Genomic DNA, 24,390 nt, shown 5'->3' with positions numbered 1-24,390 from the left:
CTATACCGGGCTGAACGACGAGATGAGCCATTTTCCATTGGCTTTCGCCAGTTTGACGGACACGCTGCTGTTGGTGAACGTCGGCTCCGGCCGATCCTTGGTCTGTGTGCTCTGGTTGACGAAAAGCAGGATTTCGGCGGAATCCGGACGCAGATCCGACACGGCGGCGCGCAACACCACCGCGGTGGTCTTCACCTCCTTCTGTTTGGCGGCCGGCGCGACGATCTGCTGGGTGAATTGGTCGTAATACGAGAGGAAGTCGCCGGTCAGGTGGGATTTGGCCGTGGAGAAGTCGCGGTCGAGGCTGTCGGGAGAATAGGACAGGATCGCCACCGTCCCCTCACTGGCGGCCGCCACCGCCGTCTTGGCGGCCGCGACGTCGGTCTCACGGCCGGGCAGGTAGCTGAAGTAGTACAGCGCACCGAGCAGTGCCAGCGAGCTCACGACCAGCACGGCCAGCACGGCGGCGACGATCCGTGCGGACGTTCGCCCTTTGGTCCGCGTGGCCGGCGACGTGGGCCGGCCGGCCCCACCGCGACCGTCGATGTCCTTCGGGGAATCGCGGTCGGCCGTCTCCTCGACTTTCGCCGCGTCGTCAGCTTCGGCCTTTTGTTCTGTCTGCGCCGCCTTGTCGACGGGCGTCTCGTCTGCGGTCACGGCACGAACTCGACTTTCGCGATCTTGACCTGCCCACCGTCGCGTTCGACCTTCACGATGAGCCGGTAGTTACGTGGATCCTGTTTGGCGCCGGCCGCGTTGGTGACCTCGGAGGTGGAGGCGACCAGCACGGTCGCGGAGTTGCCGGTCATCGTGTTCAGATCCACCGCGGTGGCTTGCACGGCGCCTTGCGAGACAACCTTCGACTGTTCCACCACTTTCGTGAAGTCGGCGGCCATCTTCTGGAAGTCGTCCTTGAACGAGCCGGTGGAGTCCTCGAGGATGCGCTGCACCCCCTGCTGGGCGTTGTTGAAGTCCAGCGAGGTCAGTGTCACGACGCCCTGGCGCGCCGCGGCGGCGTACTCCGCCTGCAACCGATGCTGGCGGGCCACGTCGCGCTGCTTCTTGAGCAAATAGCCACTGCCCGACAGCGCCGCGAGGATCACGACGACGGCCAGGCTTGCAGCGACGGTGGACCAGGTGGGACGGCGCAGGCGGCCCGACCCACGAGCGGGCTGCTCCGCGGCGTCGGCGTCGGCGTCGGCGTCGGCGTCGGCGTCGGCTTCGGCTTCGGCGTCGGCTTCGGCTTCGGCGTCGGCTTCGGCTGTTTCTTCTCCCACACCCTCTTCGGGTTCGGCGGTTCCCTGGACGGTTTCGGCAGACTCGGCGGGCGTGTCGGGCTCGGTGATCGCCGGCGACTCCGCCGGCGGCTGGTCGGATTGCGCGGCTCGCGCCTCGACCGCCTCGACGGCATCGGCCTTGCGGCGCAACTGAATGGCGCGGGCGCGGGCCCGCGCCGCGGCGGCGAGCGCTTCTGCTTCGGCTGCCTGCGCTTCGGCCTGCTCGGCCAGCGCCCTCATGTCGTCGGCAGTGCTCGGTTCGTCGTCGCTCACCGGAACAGATTTCGTATCAGCGGCGTCCTGGCGGGTGTCGCCACTCAACTCTCACCAGCCCGGAATCGGGGCTGCTCGTGACTCACTGCGAAACTCCTCTACCACCTGCCGTCATCGGCAGATTTGCTGCTGGCCGTAGGCGGCCGGGCGTCGGCGCCCGCGCGGGCGGCGCCGTGGGGCAACACTACTCGGCGAACGCGTCGATGCGCGAGCATCTGCACGGATATTCTGCCCGCCGGCGCCGATGCCGACGGGATGGCGGGCACCAGCGTTTGTCCTGTCGGGGGTGAGCCGGCGGACACCCCTATCGCAGCAAGTCTTTGACCACTTTGCCGGTGGCGTTCAACGGCAGCTCCTCGAGGAACTGCACCGACCGTGGCACCTTGAATCCGGCCATGTGCTCACGGCACCAACCGATCAGCTCGTCGGCGCTGATCCCGTTCTTCCTGACCACGAACGCCTTGCCCACCTGCCCCAGCCGCTCGTCCGCAACGCCGATCACCGCGGCCTGCGCCACCGCCGGGTGCTTCATCAGGAAGCCCTCGATCTCGGCCGGGTAGGCGTTGAACCCGCCGACGATGAACATGTCCTTCTTGCGTCCGACCACGCGAAGTCGCCCGGACTCGTCCAGGTTGCCCAGGTCTCCGGTGTGCAGCCAGCCGTCCGCGTCGATCGTTTCGGCCGTGGCGACCGGGTCGTCGAGATAGCCCTGCATCACGCCGTATCCGCGCACCAGAACCTCGCCGTCCCCGGCGATGCGCACCTCGACGTCCTCGCAGGGCAGGCCCGCAGTGGTGGCGACGTCCTCGAAGGAGTCACCGGGCCGCGACAATGTCACGTTGCCGGCCTCGGTAAGCCCGTAACCGGTCATCAACGTCTCAAACGGTAGCTCGCCGTGGATGCGGCGGACCAGTTCGACCGGGATGTCGGCGGCGCCCGTCACACCCGCCCGCAGGGTAGACAGCTTGGACTTGTCACCGACCGTGAGCAACGAATGGTACAGAGTCGGCGGCCCGGGAAGCATCGTGATGCGTTCGCGTGCAATGAGATCCACAACCGCCCCGACGTCGAACACCGCGACGGGCAGCATCGTCGCGCCCCGCAGGAACGAGGTGACGAGGCCGGCCTTCAATCCGAACGTATGAAAATACGGGTTGATCTGCAGGTAGCGGTCGCCCTCACGCAGATCCGCCAGAGTCGCCCACTCCTGATACATCTTCAGCGTCTGGCGGTGGTTCATCATCGCGCCCTTGGGCCGGCCGGTTGTGCCCGAGGTGAAGATGATGTCCGAGATGTCGGTGCCGCTCATCGTTGCCTCGAACGGGGAGCCGCCGGAAAGAAAGTCAGAACCCAGATCGATCACCGGGATCCCTGCGGGCGCGGGGTAGTCCTGGCCCAGGAATCCCTTCTGGACCAGGACAGCTTTCGCGCCGCTGCGTGCGATGATGTCGCCCGCCTCCTCCGCCTTGAAGCGGGTGTTGACGGGCACCAGCACACCGCCCGCGGTGAGCAGACCGAATGCCGCGATGATCCATTCGGCCGAGTTGGGCGCCCAGATCGCGACCCGCTCCCCTTTGGACACGCCGAGATCCACGAACGCGCCCGCGGCGCAACGGATCCGATCGACAACTTCAGTGAAGGTCAAGCGCAGCGGACCATCGACAACAGCTTCCGCGTCGCCGAAGCGGTCCGCCGCGCTCAAGACCATCTCGGGGATGGTCTGCCATATCTGACTGGCCGGTTCCTTCTCACCGCGCTGCGCGCGCTGCATCGTCACCGCCCGGGGTGGGTGTTCAGCGGGCGTTACACCGTGACGAGTCGACCGAGGTTGCCGCCCATGATCTTCGCCTGGTCGTCGACCGACAGGTGCGACAACGCGTTGACGTAGAAGGTGGGCTCCGCCAACCCCTCCGGATGCGGCCAGTCCGAGCCGTACAAGACCTGATCCACACCGACGAGGTTGACCAGATCGTCGATGCCGTCCTCGAAGAACGGGCTGACGTGGATCCGGTTCTTGACCATCTCGACGGGGTCACTCGGGAAAGCCTCCGGAGCCTTCCGGAAGACCTCGGCCAGGCCGTCGAGCAGCGGGGTCATCCACTTCGAACCGGCCTCGACGATCGCGACCTTCAGCTTCGGGTGGCGGTAGAGCGCACCGTGGATCACCCAGGAGCCCACCGCGTCCTGGATCGGCCGCCACTCGTTGAGGATGCCCATCGCATTGGTCTGGAACGGCAGCATCTCCTGTTCGGCACCGTCCCACTCGGACGTGTACCGGGAGTAACCGCTGTCGCTGGAGTGCATGCCGACCAGAAGGTCGTACTCGACGACCCGTTCCCAGAACGGGTCGAACTCGGGCAGCGCGAACGACCGCGGGCCCCGGAAGCCGGGCACCGGCGCCGGACGGATCAAGATGCAGCGCGCGCCGCGCTTGACCACCCACTCCAGCTCCTCGATCGCCTTCTCGACGATCGGCAGGGTAATCACCGGGGTGGTGAAGATGCGGTTCTCGTAGTTGAAGCCCCAGACGTCATCGAGCCACTCGTTCAGCGCATGGACCAAGACGTGGATGGCAACCGGGTCGTCGCGCAACCGCTCCTCGAGCAGGCTGGCCAACGTCGGGAACATCAGGGTGCGGTCCAGGCCCAGCTCGTTCATCTTCTCCAGGCGCGGGCCGGGCTCGAAGAACGCCGGGATCGCGCGCATCGGCTCACCGAACAGCTCGCGCTTGGATTTGCCGTCCGGGTTGCCGAACTTGAAGTATTCCTCCCAGGCACCCGGCCGGGCGACGACCTCGAACGTCGGGTTGGGAATGTAGTTGCTGATGTGCCCGCGGATCGCGATCTTGGTGCGCCCGTTGATCTGCACGTACTGGACGTAGTCCTTGTACGCCTTGGGCAGGAACTTGGTCAGCGCCTCCGGCGGCTCGTAAAGATGGTTGTCCGCGTCAAAGATCGGAAACGGGACGTCTTCCCGATGCGACAACTGCCCCATGAAATCCTCCTTCTTGATTTGCGAGAATTGTATTCTCTACGAGAGCCAAACCGCAACGTGCCCGCTCGACGCTTCGAGAGCGGTCAGCACACAGCGATGATCTTGAACGCGGCGCTGGCCGGCTCCCCTGGCTTGTCGGTCTTGTAGCCGTGGGCGGTGCCGGTGATGGTGAATTTGTCTCCGGACAGGCTCATGTCGGCGTTGCCGCCGTCGTCCTTGGAATACAAGCCCGTGAATCCGCCGAGGTTATGGATGCGGACCGATTCGGTGACCAGAGGCTCCGAGCCCTCGTCGATCACGATCTTGGCCCCGGCGAACTCGCCGCCGACGTAGATCGTCCGCGTCCACTCCTGTTGCGTGCACCGGACGATGTTCATCTTCGCGTCGTGTCCGTCGACGGACACCGACGCCGTGCTGGAGAGCTGCGAGGGCGGCTTCGACGTGCACGCACCGAGGACGGTGGCCAAGAGCGCCGCAGCGGCCACCGCCGGGAACCGGTTCCACACAGCGCCGCCTCCATCCACACTGACGAGAGTTCTGGGCCTGCAGCGACGATGTTATTCTCCCGGAAAGAGAATGCCAATATCAGCGTTCTCGTTCGAGGAGCTCACGGCGCATGGTGGATCTGGAGATCGACGACGGGTTGGCAGTCCTGACCATCGATCGTCCGCACGCCCGCAACGCCATCTCGCTGGACACCATGGCTCAGCTGGAGAAGGCGCTCGATGCCGCCGTCGGCGCCAATGCGTTGGTCATCAGGGGCGCGGGTGACCGGGCCTTCGTATCGGGCGGCGACCTCAAGGAGCTGAGCGCACTGCGGACCCACGAGGACGCCGCGGCGATGGCAAGGCGAATGCGCTCGATCTGCGATCAGGTCGCCGGCTTTCCGGCCCCGGTGATCGCCGCGCTGAACGGGCATGCGTTCGGCGGTGGCGCCGAATTCGCGGTCGCCGCCGACATCCGGGTGGCCGCCGACGACATCAAGATCGCCTTCAATCAGGTGGAGCTGGAGATCATGCCGGCCTGGGGCGGCGCCGAAAGGCTCGCCGCGCTCGTCGGAAAGAGCAGAGCGCTGCTGCTGGCGGGGACCGGCTGCGCGCTCAGCGCGGCCGAGGCCGAACGCATCGGCCTGGTGGATCGGGTGCTGCCGCGCTCGGTGTTCGACTCACCCGACGCCGGCTGGCCGTCGATCGCGCGATCGCTGGCCCGTCACCCGGCGAACGAGATAAAGCGCGTAATCAGCGGCGTTTCGCCTGACGAAGCGATAGCATCCTTTGCGCGGCTGTGGGTTGCCGACGCCCACTGGCAGGCCGCAGAGCGGGTGATGAACCGCACCGCCAAACCGGGCACGAAAGCCGGAGGAGCGACATGACAGGCGTGGACAGGTTGTTGGCTGCCGGCTCGGCCCTGCTGTTGGTGTGCGCGGGCTCAGCCGTGAGCGCCGGTCGGGCCCACGCCGACGACCCGGTGGTGCATCACGTCAAGTACGCCGTCACTTCCGAGAAGCCGATCTACACCGACATCTACTACCTCGATCACCAGCCGGCGCAGTTCTCCGATTACAGTCACAACCCGTACTCCTTCACGCCGCACGTCGACGTCGATATCGCCCCGGGCAGGCCGTGGACCTTCGACCTGGACATGACGGATCCCGACGATTACGCGATGGTCGTGGCGAGCACGGGCACCGAGCCCGGCACCCCTGGGCTTCACTGCGTTCTGGCGGTGGACGGAGTCGTCGTCGTGACCAAGGATGGCCCCAAGGGCGTGCTTTGCTCGCTGCGGAATTGGTGAACGACCCAGGTGTCCGGTATTCCCGTGATGGGTTGCGGCTCGCCCTCCAGCCGGCGCAGGTAATTCTCGACCAACTCCACGGTCTCGGCGTGGCCGCCCGACATGCCGATCGCCTGCTCGAGCACCAGGAATCGCGACAGGCTCGTCATCAGCACAGTCCAGACCACGGGCGGCACGTCCGGATTCTCCGCGCCGTAGCGCCGGAGCGCGCCGGCCACCGCCTCGCGCTCTTCTTCGCGCAAACGCTCGGCGTAGCGAGCGATTTCGGCCCGCATCTCCTTGCGGTGATTCGCCAGCGCCATGAATTCCATCGAGATCCGGGTGAAGGCGGGGTCGGTGCCGAACCGCCACAGCGCCCACAGCGGCTGCGCCGACTGCAGCAGCCGCGCGTGCACTTCGAGCGCTTCTTCGGCGCGGCGGCGGAAGACCTCGAGGAACAGCTCTTCCATCGTGCGGAAGTAGTAGTGCACGAGTTGAGGTTTCAGCCCCGCCTTGCTTGCCAGGCGCCGCGACGTCACCGCGGCATAGCCCTCTTCGAGCATCAGCTGCTCGGCGGCATCGAGCAACAGACCACGGTTCTTCGCGTCCGGCGCCCCGATCCTGCGGGCTCCGGAAGAGGACGATGTCATGTCTTTGCTCCGTACCGTGTGCGATCGCGTGCCGACCACACGGATCGTATCGTGGCGCGGCGTTGCGACCTTGACCCTGACATTACCGCCATGCTAAGCAGGTGCTCAGCATATTTCGACTCTCGGAACCGGGCGGCGGTGCCGCCTGCCGCCGAAGACCACGGTAAAACCCAGCTCAGGGAGACGCACCCCGATGACCAACTACGACTCGATCGATTTCTTCACCGACCCGTCCCTGGTTCCGGATCCGCATCCCTACTTCGACTACCTGCGCAGCCAAAACCCGGTGCTGCCGCTGCCGCACTATGGGGTCGTGGCGGTCACCGGCTACGACGAGGCCACCGAGATCTACAAGGACCCCGACACCTTCTCCAACATCGTCGCGCTCGGCGGCCCGTTCCCGCCGCTGCCCTTCCAGCCCGAAGGCGACGACATCAGCGCGCTGATCGACCAGCACCGCAGTTCCTTCCCGATGTTCGAGCACATGGTCACCATGGACCCGCCGGATCACACCCGGGCCCGCTCGGTGCTGAGCAGGCTGCTGACCCCGAGCAGGCTCAAGCAGAACGAAGAATTCATGTGGCGCCTCGCCGACCGCCAGCTCGACGAGTTCCTGCACAACGGTCAGTGCGAGTTCATCGCCGAATACTCGAAGCCCTTCGCCACGTTGGTGATCGCCGACCTGCTCGGCGTCCCCGAGGACGACCACAAGGAGTTCCGCGTCGCCCTGGGCGCCGATCGCCCCGAGGCGCGGGTGGGCGCCCTGGATCACGAATCGGTCGGCCTCAACCCGCTGGAGTGGCTCGACGAGAAGTTCTGTTCCTACATCGAGGACCGGCGCAACACACCCCGCAACGACGTCCTGACGTCGCTGGCCACGGCGAAGTACCCGGACGGCTCGACCCCCGAGGTGATCGAGGTGGTCCGCTCGGCCACGTTCCTCTTCGCGGCCGGGCAGGAGACCACCGCCAAGCTGCTCAGCGCCGCGCTGCAGGCGCTCGGCGACCGTCCCGAGATCCAGCAGCAGCTGCGCGCGGACCGCAGCCTGATTCCGGGATTCATCGAGGAGTCGCTGCGCATGGAGAGCCCCGTCAAGAGCGACTGCCGGCTGGCCCGCAGGGCCACCCGCGTCGGCGGGGTCGACATCGCCCCGGGCACCGTGGTGATGGTGCTTCCCGGAGCGGCCAACCGCGACCCGCGCCGCTTCGACAACCCGCACGAGTTCGACCTGCGCCGGCGAAATGTCCGCGAGCACATGGCGTTTGCCCGCGGTGTCCACTCGTGCCCCGGCGGACCGCTCGCACGGGTCGAGGGCCGCGTCTCGATCGAGCGGATCCTGGATCGCATGTCGCACATCGAGATCGACGAAGCCCACCATGGGCCCAGCGCCGAGCGCCGCTACAACTACGAGCCGACCTACATCCTGCGCGGCCTGAGCGAACTGCACCTGACCTTCACGACCGCCGACGCGGTCGTGCCGGTGGGCTGATTTTCGTTCCGAGTCTCGTCGGCCCCAGCGTCGGCTCCGCTTATCGCGGAGCCAGCTCGGGTGCGTAGCCCAGGACGCTCTTGACTTCCAGGTATTCGTGGAACCCGAACTCGCTCCACTCCCGGCCGTTGCCGCTGCGTTTGTAACCGCCGAACGGCGCGTTCAGGTCGAATGCGTGATTGATCGTCACCCATCCCGCGCGGATCCTGCGGGCCACCTCGCGTGCCTTGTCCAGATCGGCTCCCGAGACGAAGCCCGCGAGGCCGTATTCGGTGTCATTGGCGATCTCGACGGCATGGTCGAGGTCGTCGTAGCCGAGGATGCACAGCACCGGCCCGAAGATCTCCTCGCGCGCGATCGCCATGTCGTTGGTGACGTGGGCGAAGACGGTCGGCCTGACGTAGTACCCCTTGTCCAGCCCCGACGGCCGGCCCGGGCCCCCCGCGACCACGGTGGCGCCCTCGTCGATGCCCTTCTGGATCAGGCGCTGAACCTTGTCGAACTGTGCCCTCGACGCGACCGGGCCGATGGCCGTCGCATCGTCTGGACTTCCCACGGCGATCCGCTCGGCCGCCTCCCGCGCGATGGTAATCGCTTCGTCCATGCGGGAATTCGGGACCAGCATGCGCGACGGCGCGTTACAGCTCTGCCCGGAGTTGGGCATCATATTGGCCACGCCGGCGCTGACGCCCTGGGCGAAGCCGCCGTCGTCGAGGACGATGTTGGGGCTTTTGCCGCCGAGTTCCTGCGTCACCCGCTTCACGGTCAGGGCGGCGTTCCTGGCCACCTCGACACCGGCGCGCGTCGAGCCGGTGAAGGACACCATGTCGATGTCGGGATGGCTCGCCAGGGCGACGCCCACACCGGGCCCGTCGCCGTTGACGAGGTTGAACACCCCCGCGGGCACGCCCGCGGCGTCGAGGATCTCGGCGAAGATGTACGGCGAATACGGCGCCACCTCCGACGGTTTGAGGATGACGGTGCAGCCGGTGGCCAGCGCGGGGTAGACCTTGACCGCAACCTGGTTGATCGGCCAGTTCCAGGGCGTGATCAATCCGCACACACCGATCGGCTCCTTGGCGATCAGCGTCGCCCCGTGTTGCTCGGAGAACGCGAAGTTCTTCAGCACGTCGATGGCCGTGGTCAGGTGGGCGATCCCGAGGAACACCTGCGGCCCCGCGGCCAGCGACGGCGGCGCGCCGATCTCCTCGGTGACCGCCTCGGCGAGATCTTCGGAACGCTTCTGGTACTCGGCGAGGATGGCCTGCAGCAGGTCCAGGCGCTGCTCGCGGGTGCTCTGCGACCAATTGGCGAAAGCACGCCGGGCGGCTTGCACCGCCACGTCGACGTCCGCCGCGGACCCGAGCGAGATCTTCCCGGATACCTCCTCGGTCACCGGGTTCTCCACGTCAAAAGGATTGGGCCGCAGCGGGTCCACCCAGTGTCCGTCGATGTAGAACTTCAGGTGTTCGCGCATGACGTCGATCCCTTTCTCGGTGGCTTACTGGGTGCCTTCGGCATACCAGGTGCGGAACCGGTCGTACTTGGGCATCTCCTCGGAGTTGGCCTTGGGATCGATGCACACGTGCACCACACCGACCTTGCCGCTGGCGTAGGCGCGAGCGATCGCCGGGCCGATCTCCTCTTCCTTCTCGACGTACTCACCGTGGCAACCGAAACCCTCGGCTACCTTGTCCATCCGGACATCCTTGCTCCAATGCACACCGGGCTGCGGCGACGGCTGGGGGAAGGTGCGCTTGTAGACACCGACCTCGAGGCCCCACTGGTGGTCGACGCCCACCACGCAAACCAGCGGAAGATGTTGCCGCGCGGCGGTTTCCAATTCAGCGATATGAAACAGGAACGCCGAGTCACTGGTCAGCAGCATCACCGGCCGTTTGCCGCCCTCCGCGACCGAGGCGCCGATCGCGTAGGGCAATCCCGTCCCCAGGTGACCGAAGTTCTGGTTCCAGATGACGTCGCGCGGCTTGGACTGCGAGTAGGTCCACCCGAAGATCACGGTCGCACCGCCGTCGCGCACCATGATGCCGTCCTCGAGTTCGTTGAATGCCTTGGTGGCCTCGACGATGTAGCGCGCCGGGTGGATCGGCGAGCGCCCAGACGGTGCCGATTGTGCCAGGTCGGCAAGCTCTTTCGCGTCCTTTTCGATCAGGGCCTGCAGCGCGGGTGGGGGCTTTCGGGGCGAATCCCTGAGCGCGCAGACCAGCTGCGGCACGACACCGCGCAGATCGCCGACCAGCGCCACGTCGAACGGGCGGTTGACGCCGATGGCGGCCGGGTCCTGCTCCACGTACACCCATTTGCGGTTCGCATCGTTACCGGCCCAGTGCTGCGTGCGGCCATAGTGCATGGGTTCACCGAGTTCGGTGCCCAACGCGACGCACAGGTCGGATTCCTCGACCGCCTCGTTGGCCGCCGGGGAGAACAAATAGGGGAAGGTGCGCTCCTGCAGTCCCGGGATGAACGAGGTGCCGCCGGAGGTCTGGATCACCGGGCAGGCCATGAGGTCGGCCAGTTCCCTCACCGCCGCACCGGTGCGCGACGTGTGAACCCCGTGCCCCACCAGCAGGATCGGGCTCCGGGCCGCACGGATCAGCTTCACCGCCTCGGCCACCTCGCGCTCACCCGCCGTCTGGTTGAGCTCGGAGAGGATGACGTGCGACGGGTACTCGATGTAGGCCGGCCCGGGGGTGCCGGACATCGCGCGGCGGATCGCTTCGTGAACGATTTCATCGGTCTGGTCAGGGTATTCGATGGACGCGCTGTACTTCACCGAAGGCGCGAAAAGCGGCTCCTGGCGTACAAATTGGATGCGCCCACGCCGGACCCTGCGCTCGGTGATGCGGGCCCGCTGGCCGCCGAGGAAGATCACCGGCGAGTTCTCCACCTTTGCGCACTGAATCGCCCCGGCGATGTTGGCCATGCCGGGACCCAGCGTGCCGATGCACAGGCCGGGATTGCCCGTCATCCGCGACGCCGCCTCGGCCATGAAGCCCGCGCTCAACTCGTGATGCGGCGCCACCACCGACCATCCGCGCGCGTCGGCCTCGGCGAACATGTGCACGAAGTTCGGGTCCGGGATACCGAACAGGGTGTTGACCCCCTCGGCCTCGAACAGGTCGAGGATGCGTTTGTAAACCGGCACGGCCATGGTCAGTGTTCCTTTCCCTCACGGGCCGACGCAAGACCGCGCCCCGGCCGCGTAATTGGGTTGCTGCTGTCGGGGCTCGCACCGATTTCGGCGAGCACCTCCTCGGTATGTGCGCCCAGCTCGGGCGCGGGCCCGGCGACGCGGCCCGGTGTCTGCGAGAACCAGGTGGGTACGCCGGGAAAGCGCACCGGCCCGTGCGGGGTGTCCACCGTCTCGAACATGCCGACGGCGGCCAGATGCGGGTCGTCGAACAGCGCGCCCGGCGTGTTGAGAGGCGCGGCCGGTATCTCGAGGTCTCGGAGCAGCGCCAACCAGTCCGCGGTGGACCGCTCCCTCATGGTCTCGGCCAGCAGCCCGTAGACAGTGTCGATCTGTCGCGCGCGTTGTTCCAGCGTGGAATACGCCGCGCCGGCCCAGGGTGGCTGCACGGCCTTCACGAATGCGTTCCAGTGCTTGTCGTTGTAGATCAGCGCGGCGATGTAGCCGTCGCTGGTGCGGTAGGGGCGCCGGTTGGGCGCGACGGTGCGGGGATACACCGCCGGCCCCAGCGGCGGGTCGAACATGGCGCCGTTGGCATGTTCGACGAGCATGAACGAGGCCATCGTCTCGAACATGGCCACCTCGACTTCCTGCCCCTCTCCGGTGCGTTCGCGGTGGAACAACGCCATGGTCGTCGCGTAGAGCGCGGTCAGCCCGGCGATCTTGTCGGCCATGATGGTCCCGACGTAGTCGGCCTCACCGGTCAATTGCTGTTGCACCGCCGGCAATCCGCATTCGGCCTGAATCGTGTCGTCGTAGGCGGGGCGGTCACGGTCGGGCCCGCGGCGCCCGTACCCGTAGCAATTCGTGTAGACGATCGCGGGATTCAGCGAGGCGACGTCGTGGTAGGCGAAGCCGAGCTTGGCGATCGCCCTGGCGCGCATCGAGTGGATGAACACGTCGGCGGTCTGCACCAGCGCGCGCAGCGCGCGGGTTCCGGCGTCGCTGCGCAGGTCCAGCACGACGCTGCGCTTGCCCCGGTTGACGTTGACGAACACCCCGCTCATGCCCGGTGCGGGCCCCACCGAGATGAACCGGGTGTCGTCCCCCTGCGGTGGTTCGACTTTGATCACGTCGGCGCCCATGTCGGCCATGATCTGGGTGCAGTACGGTCCCATCACCATCGCGGTGAGGTCGACTACGCGCACACCGGCCATGGGGCCCACCCGGTCAGCCATGCAGCGCCCCTTGGTCGCCGCAGCGCTGCGCCAATTCGAAGCTGTAGCGGATGTGTTGGGCGTGGCCGTCGGGCACGACGGGGAAGATCAGCGGGGCCTCGACGTACCGGATCGCGTCGAGGTGACTGCCGACGTCCTCGATCGTCCACGACGCGCGGCAGACCCCGGGACTTTCCGCGACGACGGCCCGCGCGACGCGGCCCGCCAGCGCGATGAACAGCTCGCCGGTCACCGAGCAGGATTCGTGGGCGAGCCAGCCCACCACGGGCGCAACGAGTTCCGAGCCCATCGGCGGGTAGGCCGAGGTGTCGATGCCCTCGGCCATGCGCGTCACCGCGGCCGGAACGATCACGTTGCAGCGCACGCCCTCGGCCGCGCCTTCGAGCGCCGCGACATTGGCCAACCCGACCACCCCGGCCTTGGCGGCCGCGTAGTTGGCCACGTTGTGGTTCCCGTACAGCCCGCCGATCGACGACGTCAGCACGATGCGGCCGTACCCCGCCTGGCACATGACCGGGAAGGCGGGTCGCAACACGTTGAATGCGCCGCGCAAATGCACGTCGAGCACGGCCTCGAAGTCCTCGTAACTCATCTCCTTCAGCGAGCCGCGTCGGACGTTGCCGGCGTTGTGCACCAGGACGTCGATGCGGCCGTAGCACTCGAGCGCGGCGCCGACGATCGCCTGGCCGCCCTCGCGGGTCGCCACCGACGCGCTGCACGCGACGGCCTGTCCGCCCGCCGCGGTGATCTCAGCGACCACCTGCTCGGCGGGACCGGAATCGACGCCGGTGCCGTCGAGGCCACCGCCGGCGTCGTTGACGACGACCTTCGCCCCGCGTGAGGCGAGCAGCTGTGCATAAGCGCGGCCCAGCCCACGGCCGGCTCCGGTCACCACGGCAACGCGCCCGTCGAAGCGCAGTTGCGGCGCGAAGGTTTCGCTCAAGTGCCGAGCACCAAACCTTCCAGATCCCCCTTGTCCCGCCACGCCCGCAGCAGTTCCTCGAACGCGTAGAAGCCGGGACCGTACGGTTCACCCAGGTGCGACCGGATGCCTTCCCCTTCCGCGGCACCCCCGCCGCCGCCTTCGTTGTTGTAGTAGCCGGGCGTGCACTGGGCGTCGAACGCCGAGTTGTCGATCGCGGTCTCCCGGATGGTCGCGCACCACCGGTCCTGCGCCGCTTGGCTGGGCTCCACCGTGGTCGCGCCGCGTTTCAACGCCTCGGCGATGACGTAGGCGATGTGCTCGCCCTGTAGCTCGTAGTTGGTGGCGATGTTCGCGGAGATGCCCACCTGGGTGAAACCGGTGTAGAACTGGTTCGGGAAGCCGCGGCTGGTCATGCCGTGCAGCGTCTTGTAGCCGTCGCGCCAATAGTCGAAAAGCGACACCCCGTCGCGCCCCTCGATCGCCTCGATCGAATACCGGCGGCTGATCTCGGTGGTGATCTCGAAGCCACTGGCATAGATGATGCAGTCCACCTCGTATTCGGTGCCGCCCGCGACCAGGCCCTTTTCGGTGATGCGTTCCACGCCTTTGGAATCGGAGACGTCGACCAGGGTGACGTTGGGCCGGTTGAACATCGGCAGGTAATCGTCGTTGGACAGCGGCCGCTTGCACAGGAACCGGTAGTAGGGTTTCAGCGCCTCGGCGGTCTGGGGGTCCTCGACGATCGCGTCGATGCGGCGGCGCAGCCGCTCCATCAGCTTGTAGTCCTCTTCCTCGCGGAGGGCCATGAACTGCTCGGGGGTCATCGACGCCGGGTCGTCGAGGGCCAGCACCCGCGCCGCGGTGTTGCGACCGAGCTCGGTCCAGAAGTCGCACACCAGATCCGGCTGCCCCAGCGCCATGCCCTCGAACGTCCACGAGTGGAAGTTGCGCTGCCGCTCCCGCTGCCAGCCCGGTCGCAGCGACTTCACCCAGTCCGGGTCGGTGGGCGCGTTGTTACGCGCGTCGACGGTCGAGGGGGTGCGCTGGAAGACGTAGAGGTGCTGGGCATCTCGGGCCAGGGACGGGACGATCTGGATCGCGGTGGCGCCGGTGCCGATGACCGCGACCTTCTTGTCCGCGAGCTTGTGCAGATTGCCGCTCGTGTCACCGCCCGTGTAGTCGTAATCCCACCGCGACGAGTGGAAGGCGTGTCCCTTGAAGTCCTTGATTCCCGGGATGCCGGGCAGCTTCGGCCGATGGAAGGGGCCGGAGGCCAGCACCACGAACCGGGCGCGGATGTCGTCGTCGCGGTTGGTGCCGACCCGCCAGCGCTTGATCTCGGAGTCCCAGCGCAGATCCCGCACCTGGGTGGACAAGATCGCCGAATCGTAGAGGCCGAAATGTTTGCCGATGTTGCGGCAGTGCTGGTAGATCTCCGCGCCGTCGGCGAACTTCTTCGACGGCATGAAATCCAGCTCTTCGAGAAGCGGTATGTAGCAGTAGGATTCGTTGTCACACTGGATGCCCGGGTATCGGTTCCAGTACCAGACGCCGCCGAAATCGCCGCCGAGCTCGACGATTCGCACGTCGTCGACGCCCGCCTTCTTCAGATAGGCCGCCGAGAGCAGGCCCCCGAAACCGCCGCCCAGAACCGCGACGTCGATGTCCTCGCAGATCGGCTCGCGCGGCGTCACCGGGGTGTAGGGGTCGACTTCGTAGTAGCCGGCGAAGTCGTCCTGCAGCTCGATGTACTGCTTGGAGCCTTCCTTGCGCAACCGCTTCTCGCGCTCGTGGGCGTACTTCTCGCGCAGCGCGTCGATGTCGATGTCGCCGGGCGTCTCGGTAGGCCCGCAACCGTCCCGGCCATCTCTCGTGTCAGGGGTCATGCCCGTGGGTGCTCCTCGCCTGAAAGTTCTTGGGGTGCACCGGCACCCATGTATCTCGACAATTGGTAGTGCAGGTTGACGGTGCTACGCTCGCGGTACGGATTGGGCTTGGTGCCCGGGAATCCCAGGGACTTCATGCCCTGCTGCACGGCGGCCATGTTGGAGAAGTCCTGCGGGAGCACCGACCGCCACCTCGGGTCACCGACGGGCGTGTACTCCCACTCCGTTTGCGGCTCTTGGCCTTTCGGGTACAGCTCGAAGACCGACACCTCGAAGATGCACTTGTCGGGGTTGTAGCTGGGGTGCGGGCGCGCGCCGTAGCACAGCGCGCTGGTCAGACCCTGGCCGATCTGGAAGTTCGGGAAGATCTGCCATGCGGTGCCGGCCTGCCCAAGGATGTCGGCGGGGATCGTCGGCCAGATCACCCCGCGGGCCTCGTCGTCGCGGCGCGCCGACGCCAGCCAATGCTCGAGAACCTTGTCGGCCGGTGTCCCCTCGGGCAGTTCGTCGACCAGTCGCTTGGCCGCGTTCACCAGCGTCTGGGTGGTTGTGGCGTTGGTCTCCTCCATCGTGTACACCTGCATCTGGGCGGTCGAGACGCGGGGATCGGCGCCGATGCCGAGGCGGATCTTGGACTTGGTGGCCTCCATGTCCTCCGGTGCGTCGTAGCCGATATGGCTGTGCTTGCCTTGGGCTTTCGCCCATCCTTTGAATTCGCCGAACTTATTGAACTCTGGATGCGTGGTATAGACGTGGTAGGTCTCGTTGAAGGCCTCCAGGGCGACCTTCCAGTTGCAGTCGAACGACAGCCACTTGCGCCATTTGTAGCGCATGTTCTCACACCCGAACGGGTCGAGTACCTTCGCGGCCGGAAACAGGAAGTCGGCCAGCGGCTCGCAGTCGGGGTCCATGTTGATCCACAGCCAGCCGCCCCAGGTGTCGACCCGCACCGGGCCCAGGTGGGTGTTGTCGGGAGTGAGCGCTTCCTGCCAGTCCTGTTGTTCGCGGATGTGGGTGCACGCCCCGTCAAGGCCGTAGGTCCAGCCGTGGAAGCCGCAGACGAAGGACTTCCGCACGCGGCCGCAGGCGTTCTTGGCGCCCTCGGGGGTGTCGATCAGCCGGCGGCCACGGTGCATGCAGACGTTGTGGTGGGCGTGAAACTCCGCCGTGCCGGTGCGCACCACGATGATCGAATCGTCGAGGATGTCGTAGGTCAGGTAGCTGCCCACCTCGGGCAGCTCCTCGACGCGTCCGACCTGCTGCCAGACCTTGCGCCACAGCTTGTCGCGCTCCGCGCGGGCATATTCCCCGGAGACGTATGCCTCGACGCCGATCGTCATCGGCCGCGAAAGCTCCTCAGCCGCTTCCGAACTCACGTCTTTAGCCAGGTCGGTCATCACATCCTCCTGATGGCTGCGCGGAAGGATTCGTCTTTGAGGAAAAGCGACGTGTTGTCGGCGTCGAGATGGCTCCACTTGAGGTCCAGTCCGCCGTCGACGAGCAGCGTTTGACCGGTGATGTAGCTCGACATCTCCGAGAGCAAAAAGAGGATGGCGCCGGCCTGCTCCTCGGGACGTCCGCGCCGGCCCATCGCGATCGCCCGCCGGTCCCGGTCGGGGTCCTCGTCGACATAGGTGCGCGAGGCCGCCGTCTCGGTGACACCGGGCGCCACGGCATTGACCCGGATCCCCGACAGCGCCAGCTCGAGGGCCATCGTGCGGGTCATCGCGGTGATCGCGGCCTTGGCCGTCCCGTAGGCGATGTGGAACGGGGCGGTGTTCATGCCGCTGATCGAGGAGATCGACACGATCGATCCCCGCCGCCCCCGCGCGACGAGTTCGGCCGCCACGGCCTGGCTCATGAAGAACGCCGTCTCGAGGTTGTCGGCGAAGATTTTGCGCCAGTCGCCGCGCGTCACCCGGGTCGACGGCATCCAGGTCGACGGCTCGGCACCGCCGGCCACGTTGACCAGACCGTACAAATCCCCGTCGGCCCTGCGCACGTGGTCGAGCACCGCCGCGACGCCCTCGTCGGTCGACGCGTCGGCCGCGACGGGCAGCACGGCCAGCCCCTGCTCGGCGAGCGGGCCGACGTGCTCGTCGAGATTCTCCTTCGAGCGGCTGACCGCGATCACCGTGGCCCCGGCCCGGGCGGTCAAGGCGGTGACGGTCGTGCCGATGCCGCCCCCGCCGGCGCCGGCGACGACCACGATGCGGCCGTCGAGCCCCAGAAGCTGCCCGTAGTCGTCGCGACCGTCCATGACCCGCTTTCCCCTGCCGCGACGATACCGCCCGCGACGGGCACAAACACGATTTTGTCCGGACAAAATATTCCATTCTGCCCTTTGGAGAACACTATTCCGATCGGTCGACTTGGCTGTCAAGGCCGAAACGGGATGCAGTTCCCGGCTATTGTCTGGACTAGCGGGGCTTGATAACGTCCAGTCCAAACGGCCGATGGGAGGACCCCGGCGAGCATGTCCGTGTCAAGGGTCATGGCAATGCAGCCATCGCGGTACGGTCCCTCCAACCCCGAGGCGCACCCGGTCGAAGTCGCCGAGGGCTGGGAGCTCGAGCGGGTCACCGCGCCCAGTCGCCTCTTCGGCGCCAACGGGTTGCGCACCGGCCCGGACGGTCGCATCTACATCGCCCAGGTGACGGGCAGCCAGATCAGCGCACTGGATCACCGCACCGGCGAACTGGTGACCGCCAGTCCCCGGGGTGGCGACATCGTCGCGCCCGACGACGTCGCGTTCGACGCGGGCGGAAACCTGTACGCGACCGAGGTCATGGACGGCCGGGTCAGCGTGCGCGACAGGCGTGGTCGCGTGCGAGTGTTGCGCGACGACGTCCCGTCGGCCAACGGCATCACCTTCCACCAGGGCCGGCTGTTCATCGGCGAGTGCCGCGAGGGCGGGCGACTGCTGGAGTTCGACCTGGCGGGCGGACCGCCAAGGGTGCTCCTCGAGAACGTGCCCTCGCCCAACGCCATGGAGGTGGGCCCCGACGGCCTGCTGTATTTCCCGGTGATGGGCGCCAACGAGATTTGGCGCATCGATCCCGACGGTGGCGAGCCGCAATGTGTCGCAGGCGATCTCGGAGTGCCGGACTCGGTCAAGTTCGATGCGCACGGCTACCTCGTCTCGACGCAGGTGGCCAGTGGACAGGTGCTGCGCATCGATCCGCGCAGCGGCGACCGGCGTCTGCTCGCCCAGTTGACGCCGGGGCTGGACAACTGCACCTTCGTCGGCGACCGCCTGTTCGTCTCCAACTTCACCGGCGAGATCACCGAGATATCGCCCGACGGCACCACGCGTTCGGTGCTGCCGGGCGGACTCAACTGGCCGCTGGACCTCGCGGTGGGCCACGACGGTCGCCTTTACATCGCCGACGGCACCTACTTCCACGTCGCCCTGTCAGACGGGTCTTTGCGCACCGCGGGGATGTTGTTCAGCCCGGGCTACCCCGGCTTCCTGCGCGGGGTCGCGGCGAATGGCCCCGCTGAGTTCGTCGTCACGACCTCCGGTGGCCAGGTCAGCCGGTACCGGCCGGAGTCGAACGAAAGTGAGGTCCTCGCAGACGGATTCGACCAGCTCTATGGCGTCGCGATGGGTCCCGGCGGCGTGGTGTTCGCGGAGTTGGGCACCGGGCGGGTGCTGTCGCTGCGGTCGGGCCGTGTCGAGGCGCTGGCGACCGGGCTGCGTGAGCCGGTCGGTGTCGCGTTCGGTGACGACGGGACGTGCCTGGTGGCCGAGGCCGGAGCGGGACGGGTGGTCTCGGTGACCGGGTCGAGGACAGACACCGTCGTTGCGGATCTGCAACGCCCGCAGGGCATTCTGGTCCGCAACGGTGTGCTCTACATCGTCGATGCCGGCGACAAGGAGCTGATCGCGTTCGACCCGGCCGCCAACGCACGCCGGACGATAGCCGCCGGCCTGCCGGTGGGTCCGCCACCGGGCGTGACGCCCAAGCCACTGCGGGGAATGCCCCCGTTTTCCGGACCGCAGGGCCCCTTCGCCGGCATCACCGCGGGTGCCGACGGCACCCTTTACGTCTCGGCGGACGGCGACGGCAGCGTTCTCGCACTGCGCCCGGCCCGGGACGGACACTGATGTCCCAGGCCATCGCGGGAGACCACCGTTACCTGCAGATCGCGCGCACCCTGCGCAAGGAGATCGTCGACGGCGTGTATCCGGTGGGGTCGCAGCTGCCGACGGAGCATCAGCTGTGCGAGCGCTTTGCGGTGAGCCGCTACACCGTCCGCGAAGCGCTGCGCCGGCTCCGCGAGGACAACCTGGTCGCCTCCCGGCCGCGGGCGGGCACCCGCGTCGTTCCGCGGCCGGCGACGAGCTCTTATGCGCAGGACGCGATGTCGATCGACGATCTCCTTGCATTCGCGGCCGGCGCGCAGCTGACCATCGAATCCAACGCGATGGTGACCATCGACGACGACCTCGCCACCGCGACCGGGCTCGAGGTCGGCACGCAGTGGCTGTCGGTGCGCGGCTACCGGCGGGCCGACGGCACGTCGGTGCCGATCTGCCGGACCGAGTACTACATCAGCCGAAGCTTCGCGGCCGTAGGCCGGCTGCTGCAGCGCCACGCCGGCCCCATCTTCCCATTGATCGAGGACCTGTTCGGCGTGAGCATCGCCCAGCTGCACCAGGAGATCGCCGCCGTCCTGCTGTCGCCGGAGCTCGCCGACGGGCTCGGCGCCCAGCCCGGAGCCGCCGCACTCCAGATGCGGCGCATCTACACGACGTCCGACGGGGAGGTGGCCCAGGTGACCATCAACACCCACCTATCATCGAGGTTTCGGTACGCGATGACCATGCGTCGTGTGGATGAATAGGCCGACCGAAATGAGGTCGTGGTGACGCTACCGGCCCCGCGGGACGCGGCACTTGCGTCGGAGGCCTACCGACGCGGGCTGTGGGTGCACACCACGCTGGCCGATTCGCTGCGCACGGCCGCCGAGGCAACGCCCCGACGAACGGTCCTGGTGGACAGGGACGTTCGGTTGGACTGTGCCGCGCTCTACGCGCGGGCAAGCGAGATGGCGGTGGCCCTGCTGGCGCGCGTCCCGGCCGGCAGCGTTGTGTCGTTCATGCTGCCCAACTGGCACGAGGCCGCCGTCGTCTATCTGGCCGCGACGCTGGCCGGGATGGTGGTGAACCCGATCCTGCCGTCGCTGCGCGACCACGACCTGCGCTTCATCCTCGAGGATGTCGGGGCCGCAATGCTCTTCATCCCGCAGCGGCACGGCGGCCACGACTACGCGGCGATGCTCGACCGCGTTACGGCCGCGATGAACCCGGCACCGCAGGTGGTCGTGGTTCGCGGCGACGGCGGCTCCCATATCCCCTACTCCGCCCTGCTGGGGCGGTCACCGCACGACGCACCCCTGCCCGCGCTCAACCCCGATTCCGTGCGGATGATCCTCTACACATCCGGTACCACCAGCCGCCCCAAAGGCGTCCTGCACACCCATAATTCGATACACGCACTGATCTGCCAGCTGCGCGACCACTGGATGATCGACCCGGGCGACACGTTCCTGGTGCCGTCGCCGATCGCCCACATCGGCGGCTCGATCTACGCGTTCGAATGCCCGCTGCTGCTGGGCACGACCGCCGTATTGATGGACCGGTGGGATCCGTCGGAGGCGGTTGTGCTGATGAGCTCCCAACGATGCACCCACATGGCCGGGGCGACGCCTTTTCTGCAGCAGCTCTTGTCCGCCGCCCAGACCGCCGGCACCCGCCTGCCCGACCTGAAGATGTTCGTCTGCGGCGGCGCCGCCGTACCGCCGCAGCTGATTCGCCGAGCGGCGCAGTATTTCGACCGCGCCGTCATCACCCGGGTGTACGGCTGCACGGAGGTCCCCGTCGCGACCGTCGGAGCCCCCGGCCCGCACGAGACCGCCCCCGCCGCGGACACGGACGGACGGCCCGGCATCGCCGAGATCAAGCTCGTCGCGCACGACGCCGCGCCCGCAGGCGATAGGGAGATCTGTGTGCGCGGTCCACAGATGTTGCTCGGCTACCGCCATCCCGAAGACGACTCCTTCGATGCCGCAGGGTTTTTCCGCACCGGTGACCTGGGGCGCTGGATCGATGACCGGTACCTCGTCGTCACCGGGCGGGCCAAGGACGTCATCATCCGCAACGGCGAGAACATCTCGGCCAAAGAGGTCGAGGACCTGCTGGCCGACCACCCCGCCGTCGCGGAAATCGCGGTCGTCGGGTTGCCCGACGACCGCACCGGTGAGCGGGCCTGCGCCGTGATCGTGCCCGCGGGCGACCGGCCACCGGACGTCGCCGACCTGCTGGCACTCCTTCAGAGCAGGGGAGTCGCGAAATTCAAAGCGCCCGAACAGGTCGTCATCTGGGACGCGCTACCCAGGAACGACGCGGGCAAGGTCCTCAAGCAACAGATCCGAGCGGCGTTGACGCGGGCCGGGACACAGGCGCGGACAAAGGTGGATGGGTGAAATGCAGGTCGCAATCGTCACCGGAGCGAGCAGCGGCATCGGCTTCGGCTGCGCGGTGAAACTGGCCGAAATGGGTATGGCGGTCGTCGGCACGGGACGGGACGAAAACCGGCTCGCCGAGTTGGCAACGGCGATCGCCGATCCGGCACGGGTCGCGACGCTGGCCGTCGACCTGACACGTCACGACGCTCCGCGGCGCATCGTGGACCTGGCCGTCGAACGATGGGGGCACGTCGACTTCCTGATCAACAACGCGGGAATGGGCAGCCCCAAGCCGCTCCACGAGACGGACGACGAAACACTCGACCATTTCCTGGGATTGATGCTGCGGGCGCCTTTCCGGCTTGCGCGCGACGTGCTGCCGCACATGGCACCGGGTTCGGCGATCATCAACGTCACATCGACTTTCGCGGTGGTCGGCGGCCTGCGCGGGGGTGCCTACTCCGCCGCCAAAGGCGGCCTGACCGCGCTGACCACGCACATCGCCTGCGAGTACGGGGCCTCGGGTATCCGCTGCAACGCCGTCGCACCCGGGGTGACCGTGACGCCGATGGTCGAGAAACGCCTGGAGGACGAGCGATTCCGCAAGATGAACGTCGAGATGACGCCGCACCAGCGGCTGGGCACCATCGACGACATCGCCGGCACCGTCGCATTTTTGTGCTCGCCGGGCGCGAGCTTCATCAACGGGCAGACCATCGTCGTCGACGGCGGCTGGAGTTCCACGAAATATCTGTCGGAGTTCGCGTTGACCTCGCAGTGGATCGCGAGATGAATCTCTTCGCGACACTCGATCAGGCCGCGTGCCGGTTCCCCGATCGCGGCGCCCTCTACCACGGGAACAACCTGTTGTGCACGTGGTCCGAGTTGCGCACCCGGGCGTTGTCTCTGGCCGCTTCGATACGGCGAGACCACGACCCCGGCGCGCGTATCGCGATCGCGACTCACAACCGCCCCGAGATCATCGAGTTGATGTTCGCGATCTGGGCCGCCGGGTGCGTCGTCGTGCCGATCAACTACAAACTGCATCCGCGCGAGATGGCGCAGATCCTCGACGACGCGGGCGCGGCGTGCGTGTTCACCTCGGCGGCAATCGGCGCCGGTCTCGGATCGGCCGCCGCACCACGAACGGTGGTCATCGGATCGGAGGGCTACGCAAGCCGTTTCGACACGGCTCCGTCGGCGCCGGCGCGAACAGACCCCTCGGCGTTGGCGTGGCTGTTCTACACCAGCGGGACCACCGGCCGGTCCAAGGGCGCGATGCTGTCGCACCGCAACCTCACGGCGATGACGGTCGCGCACCTCGCCGACATCGACGCGCCCGACGAGGACTGCAGCCTCGTGCATGCCGCACCCATGTCGCACGGCTCGGGCCTGTACATCCTGCCGTACGTGCTGCGGGCGGCCCGCCAGGTGGTGCCCCGCTCGGGCGGCTTCGACCCCGATGAGTTCCTGGACCTGTGCGAGCAGCATCCGGCCAGCAGCGCGTTTTTGGCCCCGACGATGGTGCAGCGGCTGGTCGCGACGGGGCGGAACCGGCCGGCCAATCTGAACACGATCGTCTACGGCGGCGGCCCGATGTACGTCGAAAGCCTGCGCAAAGCGATGAAGGCCTTCGGCCAGATCTTCGCGCAGATCTACGGGCAGGGGGAGTCGCCGATGACCATCACAGGATTGCGCCGCGCAGACTACGAATCCGACGATGACGCAATCCTGGGATCGGTCGGCTACGCGCGGTCGGGGATGGAGGTTGCCGTGCTGGGCGTGGACGGCAGCCCCGCTTGTCTCGGTGAGATCGGCGAAATCGTCTGTCGCGGTGACGCCGTCATGTCCGGCTACTGGCAGAATCCGGACGCGACCCGGGCCGCGCTCAAAGACGGCTGGCTCTACACCGGCGACCTGGGATCGTTCGACGCGCGCGGCTATCTCACGCTGCGGGACCGGTCGAAGGACGTCGTCATCAGCGGCGGGAGCAACATCTACCCGCGCGAGGTCGAGGAGGTCTTGCTCGAGCACGCCGGTGTGACCGAGGCATGCGTGGTGGGGTCCCCGGACCCCGAATGGGGCGAGATCGTCGTCGCGTTCATCGTCGGCACGGCCGACCCGGCCGAGTTGGATGCTTATCTTCTGCAGCGCATCGCCCGCTTCAAGCGCCCCAAGCGCTACGAATTCATCGACGAATTGCCGAAGAACAGCTACGGCAAGGTGCTCAGGCGCGAGCTGCGCGCACTGCTGGCATGAT

21 protein-coding genes are annotated in these 24,390 nt (G+C 67.2%); 8 read left to right on the top strand and 13 right to left on the bottom strand.

Annotated features, from left to right (window positions below; genetic code table 11):
* The 5 genes from G6N48_RS25255 to G6N48_RS25235 form a co-directional block, all read right to left on the bottom strand.
* A complete protein-coding gene (locus tag G6N48_RS25255) occupies positions 1 to 657 on the bottom strand; it encodes a twin-arginine translocation pathway signal (protein ID WP_085270250.1) in 657 nt (218 codons plus the stop codon).
* The gene (locus G6N48_RS25250; RefSeq protein ID WP_161494230.1) at positions 654 to 1,550 is read right to left on the bottom strand and encodes a hypothetical protein; all 897 of its coding nucleotides are present in this window, start codon (positions 1,548 to 1,550) and stop codon (positions 654 to 656) included. The genes G6N48_RS25255 and G6N48_RS25250 overlap by 4 nt, the downstream gene beginning before the upstream one ends.
* Before the next feature lie 304 nt (positions 1,551 to 1,854).
* On the bottom strand, positions 1,855 to 3,321 hold the full coding sequence (locus G6N48_RS25245) for a FadD3 family acyl-CoA ligase (protein ID WP_085270293.1): 1,467 nt from the start codon (positions 3,319 to 3,321) through the stop codon (positions 1,855 to 1,857).
* Between the two features lie 32 nt (positions 3,322 to 3,353).
* The gene (locus G6N48_RS25240; protein ID WP_085270247.1) at positions 3,354 to 4,544 is read right to left on the bottom strand and encodes an amidohydrolase family protein; all 1,191 of its coding nucleotides are present in this window, start codon (positions 4,542 to 4,544) and stop codon (positions 3,354 to 3,356) included.
* 83 nt (positions 4,545 to 4,627) lie between these two features.
* Positions 4,628 to 5,050: a lipoprotein LpqH gene (locus G6N48_RS25235; protein WP_085270246.1), complete on the bottom strand. Its 423-nt coding sequence runs from the start codon at positions 5,048 to 5,050 to the stop codon at positions 4,628 to 4,630.
* A gap of 110 nt (positions 5,051 to 5,160) precedes the next feature.
* Here G6N48_RS25235 and G6N48_RS25230 point away from each other — a divergent pair, with 110 nt between their 5' ends.
* The gene (locus tag G6N48_RS25230; protein WP_085270245.1) at positions 5,161 to 5,916 is read left to right on the top strand and encodes an enoyl-CoA hydratase/isomerase family protein; all 756 of its coding nucleotides are present in this window, start codon (positions 5,161 to 5,163) and stop codon (positions 5,914 to 5,916) included.
* A complete protein-coding gene (locus G6N48_RS25225; RefSeq protein WP_232066699.1) occupies positions 5,913 to 6,338 on the top strand; it encodes a hypothetical protein in 426 nt (141 codons plus the stop codon). Before G6N48_RS25230 ends, G6N48_RS25225 begins: the two co-directional genes overlap by 4 nt.
* Here G6N48_RS25225 and G6N48_RS25220 read toward each other — a convergent pair.
* Complete coding sequence (locus G6N48_RS25220; protein ID WP_085270244.1) at positions 6,254 to 6,967, bottom strand: TetR/AcrR family transcriptional regulator; 714 nt, start codon at positions 6,965 to 6,967, stop codon at positions 6,254 to 6,256. The two genes, G6N48_RS25225 and G6N48_RS25220, sit on opposite strands and share 85 nt — an antisense overlap.
* Before the next feature lie 193 nt (positions 6,968 to 7,160).
* Here G6N48_RS25220 and G6N48_RS25215 point away from each other — a divergent pair, with 193 nt between their 5' ends.
* Positions 7,161 to 8,456 carry a cytochrome P450 gene (locus G6N48_RS25215; RefSeq protein ID WP_085270243.1) on the top strand — a complete coding sequence of 432 codons (1,296 nt, stop codon included), beginning with the start codon at positions 7,161 to 7,163 and terminating at the stop codon, positions 8,454 to 8,456.
* Positions 8,457 to 8,496: 40 nt separating this feature from the next.
* On the opposite strand, the gene G6N48_RS25210 is transcribed toward G6N48_RS25215, so the two are convergent.
* From G6N48_RS25210 to G6N48_RS25180, 7 genes are read right to left on the bottom strand one after another with little or no spacing between them, the layout of a single operon-like run.
* Complete coding sequence (locus G6N48_RS25210; RefSeq protein WP_085270242.1) at positions 8,497 to 9,933, bottom strand: aldehyde dehydrogenase family protein; 1,437 nt, start codon at positions 9,931 to 9,933, stop codon at positions 8,497 to 8,499.
* A gap of 24 nt (positions 9,934 to 9,957) precedes the next feature.
* Positions 9,958 to 11,628 (bottom strand): thiamine pyrophosphate-binding protein, encoded by a 1,671-nt coding sequence (locus tag G6N48_RS25205; protein ID WP_085270241.1) that lies wholly within the window; start codon positions 11,626 to 11,628, stop codon positions 9,958 to 9,960.
* A gap of 2 nt (positions 11,629 to 11,630) precedes the next feature.
* Positions 11,631 to 12,824, bottom strand: coding sequence for a CaiB/BaiF CoA transferase family protein (locus G6N48_RS25200; RefSeq protein ID WP_085270291.1), 1,194 nt, complete (start codon positions 12,822 to 12,824; stop codon positions 11,631 to 11,633).
* Between the two features lie 13 nt (positions 12,825 to 12,837).
* Positions 12,838 to 13,788, bottom strand: a complete 951-nt coding sequence (locus tag G6N48_RS25195; protein ID WP_085270240.1) for an SDR family NAD(P)-dependent oxidoreductase — start codon at positions 13,786 to 13,788, stop codon at positions 12,838 to 12,840.
* Complete coding sequence (locus tag G6N48_RS25190; protein WP_085270239.1) at positions 13,785 to 15,656, bottom strand: flavin-containing monooxygenase; 1,872 nt, start codon at positions 15,654 to 15,656, stop codon at positions 13,785 to 13,787. Before G6N48_RS25190 ends, G6N48_RS25195 begins: the two co-directional genes overlap by 4 nt.
* Entirely contained in the window at positions 15,653 to 17,053 is a 1,401-nt protein-coding gene (locus G6N48_RS25185) for an aromatic ring-hydroxylating oxygenase subunit alpha (protein WP_085270238.1), read from the bottom strand. Before G6N48_RS25185 ends, G6N48_RS25190 begins: the two co-directional genes overlap by 4 nt.
* Complete coding sequence (locus tag G6N48_RS25180) at positions 17,053 to 17,916, bottom strand: SDR family NAD(P)-dependent oxidoreductase (RefSeq protein ID WP_085270237.1); 864 nt, start codon at positions 17,914 to 17,916, stop codon at positions 17,053 to 17,055. Before G6N48_RS25180 ends, G6N48_RS25185 begins: the two co-directional genes overlap by 1 nt.
* A gap of 216 nt (positions 17,917 to 18,132) precedes the next feature.
* Between G6N48_RS25180 and G6N48_RS25175 the strand changes: the two genes are divergently transcribed.
* Genes G6N48_RS25175 through G6N48_RS25155 form a run of 5 tightly spaced genes read left to right on the top strand, consistent with a single transcriptional unit; the run spans position 18,133 to position 24,389 of the window.
* Positions 18,133 to 19,767 carry a Vgb family protein gene (locus tag G6N48_RS25175; RefSeq protein WP_085270236.1) on the top strand — a complete coding sequence of 545 codons (1,635 nt, stop codon included), beginning with the start codon at positions 18,133 to 18,135 and terminating at the stop codon, positions 19,765 to 19,767.
* Positions 19,767 to 20,507: a GntR family transcriptional regulator gene (locus G6N48_RS25170; protein WP_085270235.1), complete on the top strand. Its 741-nt coding sequence runs from the start codon at positions 19,767 to 19,769 to the stop codon at positions 20,505 to 20,507. The genes G6N48_RS25175 and G6N48_RS25170 overlap by 1 nt, the downstream gene beginning before the upstream one ends.
* 21 nt (positions 20,508 to 20,528) lie before the next feature.
* Positions 20,529 to 22,148, top strand: coding sequence for an AMP-binding protein (locus G6N48_RS25165; RefSeq protein WP_085270290.1), 1,620 nt, complete (start codon positions 20,529 to 20,531; stop codon positions 22,146 to 22,148).
* On the top strand, positions 22,141 to 22,923 hold the full coding sequence (locus tag G6N48_RS25160; protein WP_085270234.1) for an SDR family NAD(P)-dependent oxidoreductase: 783 nt from the start codon (positions 22,141 to 22,143) through the stop codon (positions 22,921 to 22,923). Before G6N48_RS25165 ends, G6N48_RS25160 begins: the two co-directional genes overlap by 8 nt.
* Positions 22,920 to 24,389: an AMP-binding protein gene (locus G6N48_RS25155; RefSeq protein WP_179969910.1), complete on the top strand. Its 1,470-nt coding sequence runs from the start codon at positions 22,920 to 22,922 to the stop codon at positions 24,387 to 24,389. The genes G6N48_RS25160 and G6N48_RS25155 overlap by 4 nt, the downstream gene beginning before the upstream one ends.
* Position 24,390: the final 1 nt, after the last annotated feature.

Origin of the sequence: Mycobacterium parmense (genome assembly GCF_010730575.1) — a bacterium.
Lineage (GTDB): Bacteria > Actinomycetota > Actinomycetes > Mycobacteriales > Mycobacteriaceae > Mycobacterium > Mycobacterium parmense.
This window is presented reverse-complemented; position numbering and strand designations above follow the sequence as displayed.

Coding starts and splice junctions, on each gene's coding strand:
- G6N48_RS25185 (WP_085270238.1), bottom strand. CDS start 17,053: ATGACCGACCTGGCTAAAGACGTGAGTTCGGAAGCGGCTGAGGAGCTT.
- G6N48_RS25170 (WP_085270235.1), top strand. CDS start 19,767: ATGTCCCAGGCCATCGCGGGAGACCACCGTTACCTGCAGATCGCGCGC.
- G6N48_RS25175 (WP_085270236.1), top strand. CDS start 18,133: ATGTCCGTGTCAAGGGTCATGGCAATGCAGCCATCGCGGTACGGTCCC.
- G6N48_RS25215 (WP_085270243.1), top strand. CDS start 7,161: ATGACCAACTACGACTCGATCGATTTCTTCACCGACCCGTCCCTGGTT.
- G6N48_RS25190 (WP_085270239.1), bottom strand. CDS start 15,656: ATGACCCCTGACACGAGAGATGGCCGGGACGGTTGCGGGCCTACCGAG.
- G6N48_RS25220 (WP_085270244.1), bottom strand. CDS start 6,967: ATGACATCGTCCTCTTCCGGAGCCCGCAGGATCGGGGCGCCGGACGCG.
- G6N48_RS25180 (WP_085270237.1), bottom strand. CDS start 17,916: ATGGACGGTCGCGACGACTACGGGCAGCTTCTGGGGCTCGACGGCCGC.
- G6N48_RS25245 (WP_085270293.1), bottom strand. CDS start 3,321: ATGCAGCGCGCGCAGCGCGGTGAGAAGGAACCGGCCAGTCAGATATGG.
- G6N48_RS25230 (WP_085270245.1), top strand. CDS start 5,161: ATGGTGGATCTGGAGATCGACGACGGGTTGGCAGTCCTGACCATCGAT.
- G6N48_RS25210 (WP_085270242.1), bottom strand. CDS start 9,933: ATGCGCGAACACCTGAAGTTCTACATCGACGGACACTGGGTGGACCCG.
- G6N48_RS25240 (WP_085270247.1), bottom strand. CDS start 4,544: ATGGGGCAGTTGTCGCATCGGGAAGACGTCCCGTTTCCGATCTTTGAC.
- G6N48_RS25160 (WP_085270234.1), top strand. CDS start 22,141: ATGGGTGAAATGCAGGTCGCAATCGTCACCGGAGCGAGCAGCGGCATC.
- G6N48_RS25200 (WP_085270291.1), bottom strand. CDS start 12,824: ATGGCCGGTGTGCGCGTAGTCGACCTCACCGCGATGGTGATGGGACCG.
- G6N48_RS25205 (WP_085270241.1), bottom strand. CDS start 11,628: ATGGCCGTGCCGGTTTACAAACGCATCCTCGACCTGTTCGAGGCCGAG.
- G6N48_RS25225 (WP_232066699.1), top strand. CDS start 5,913: ATGACAGGCGTGGACAGGTTGTTGGCTGCCGGCTCGGCCCTGCTGTTG.
- G6N48_RS25155 (WP_179969910.1), top strand. CDS start 22,920: ATGAATCTCTTCGCGACACTCGATCAGGCCGCGTGCCGGTTCCCCGAT.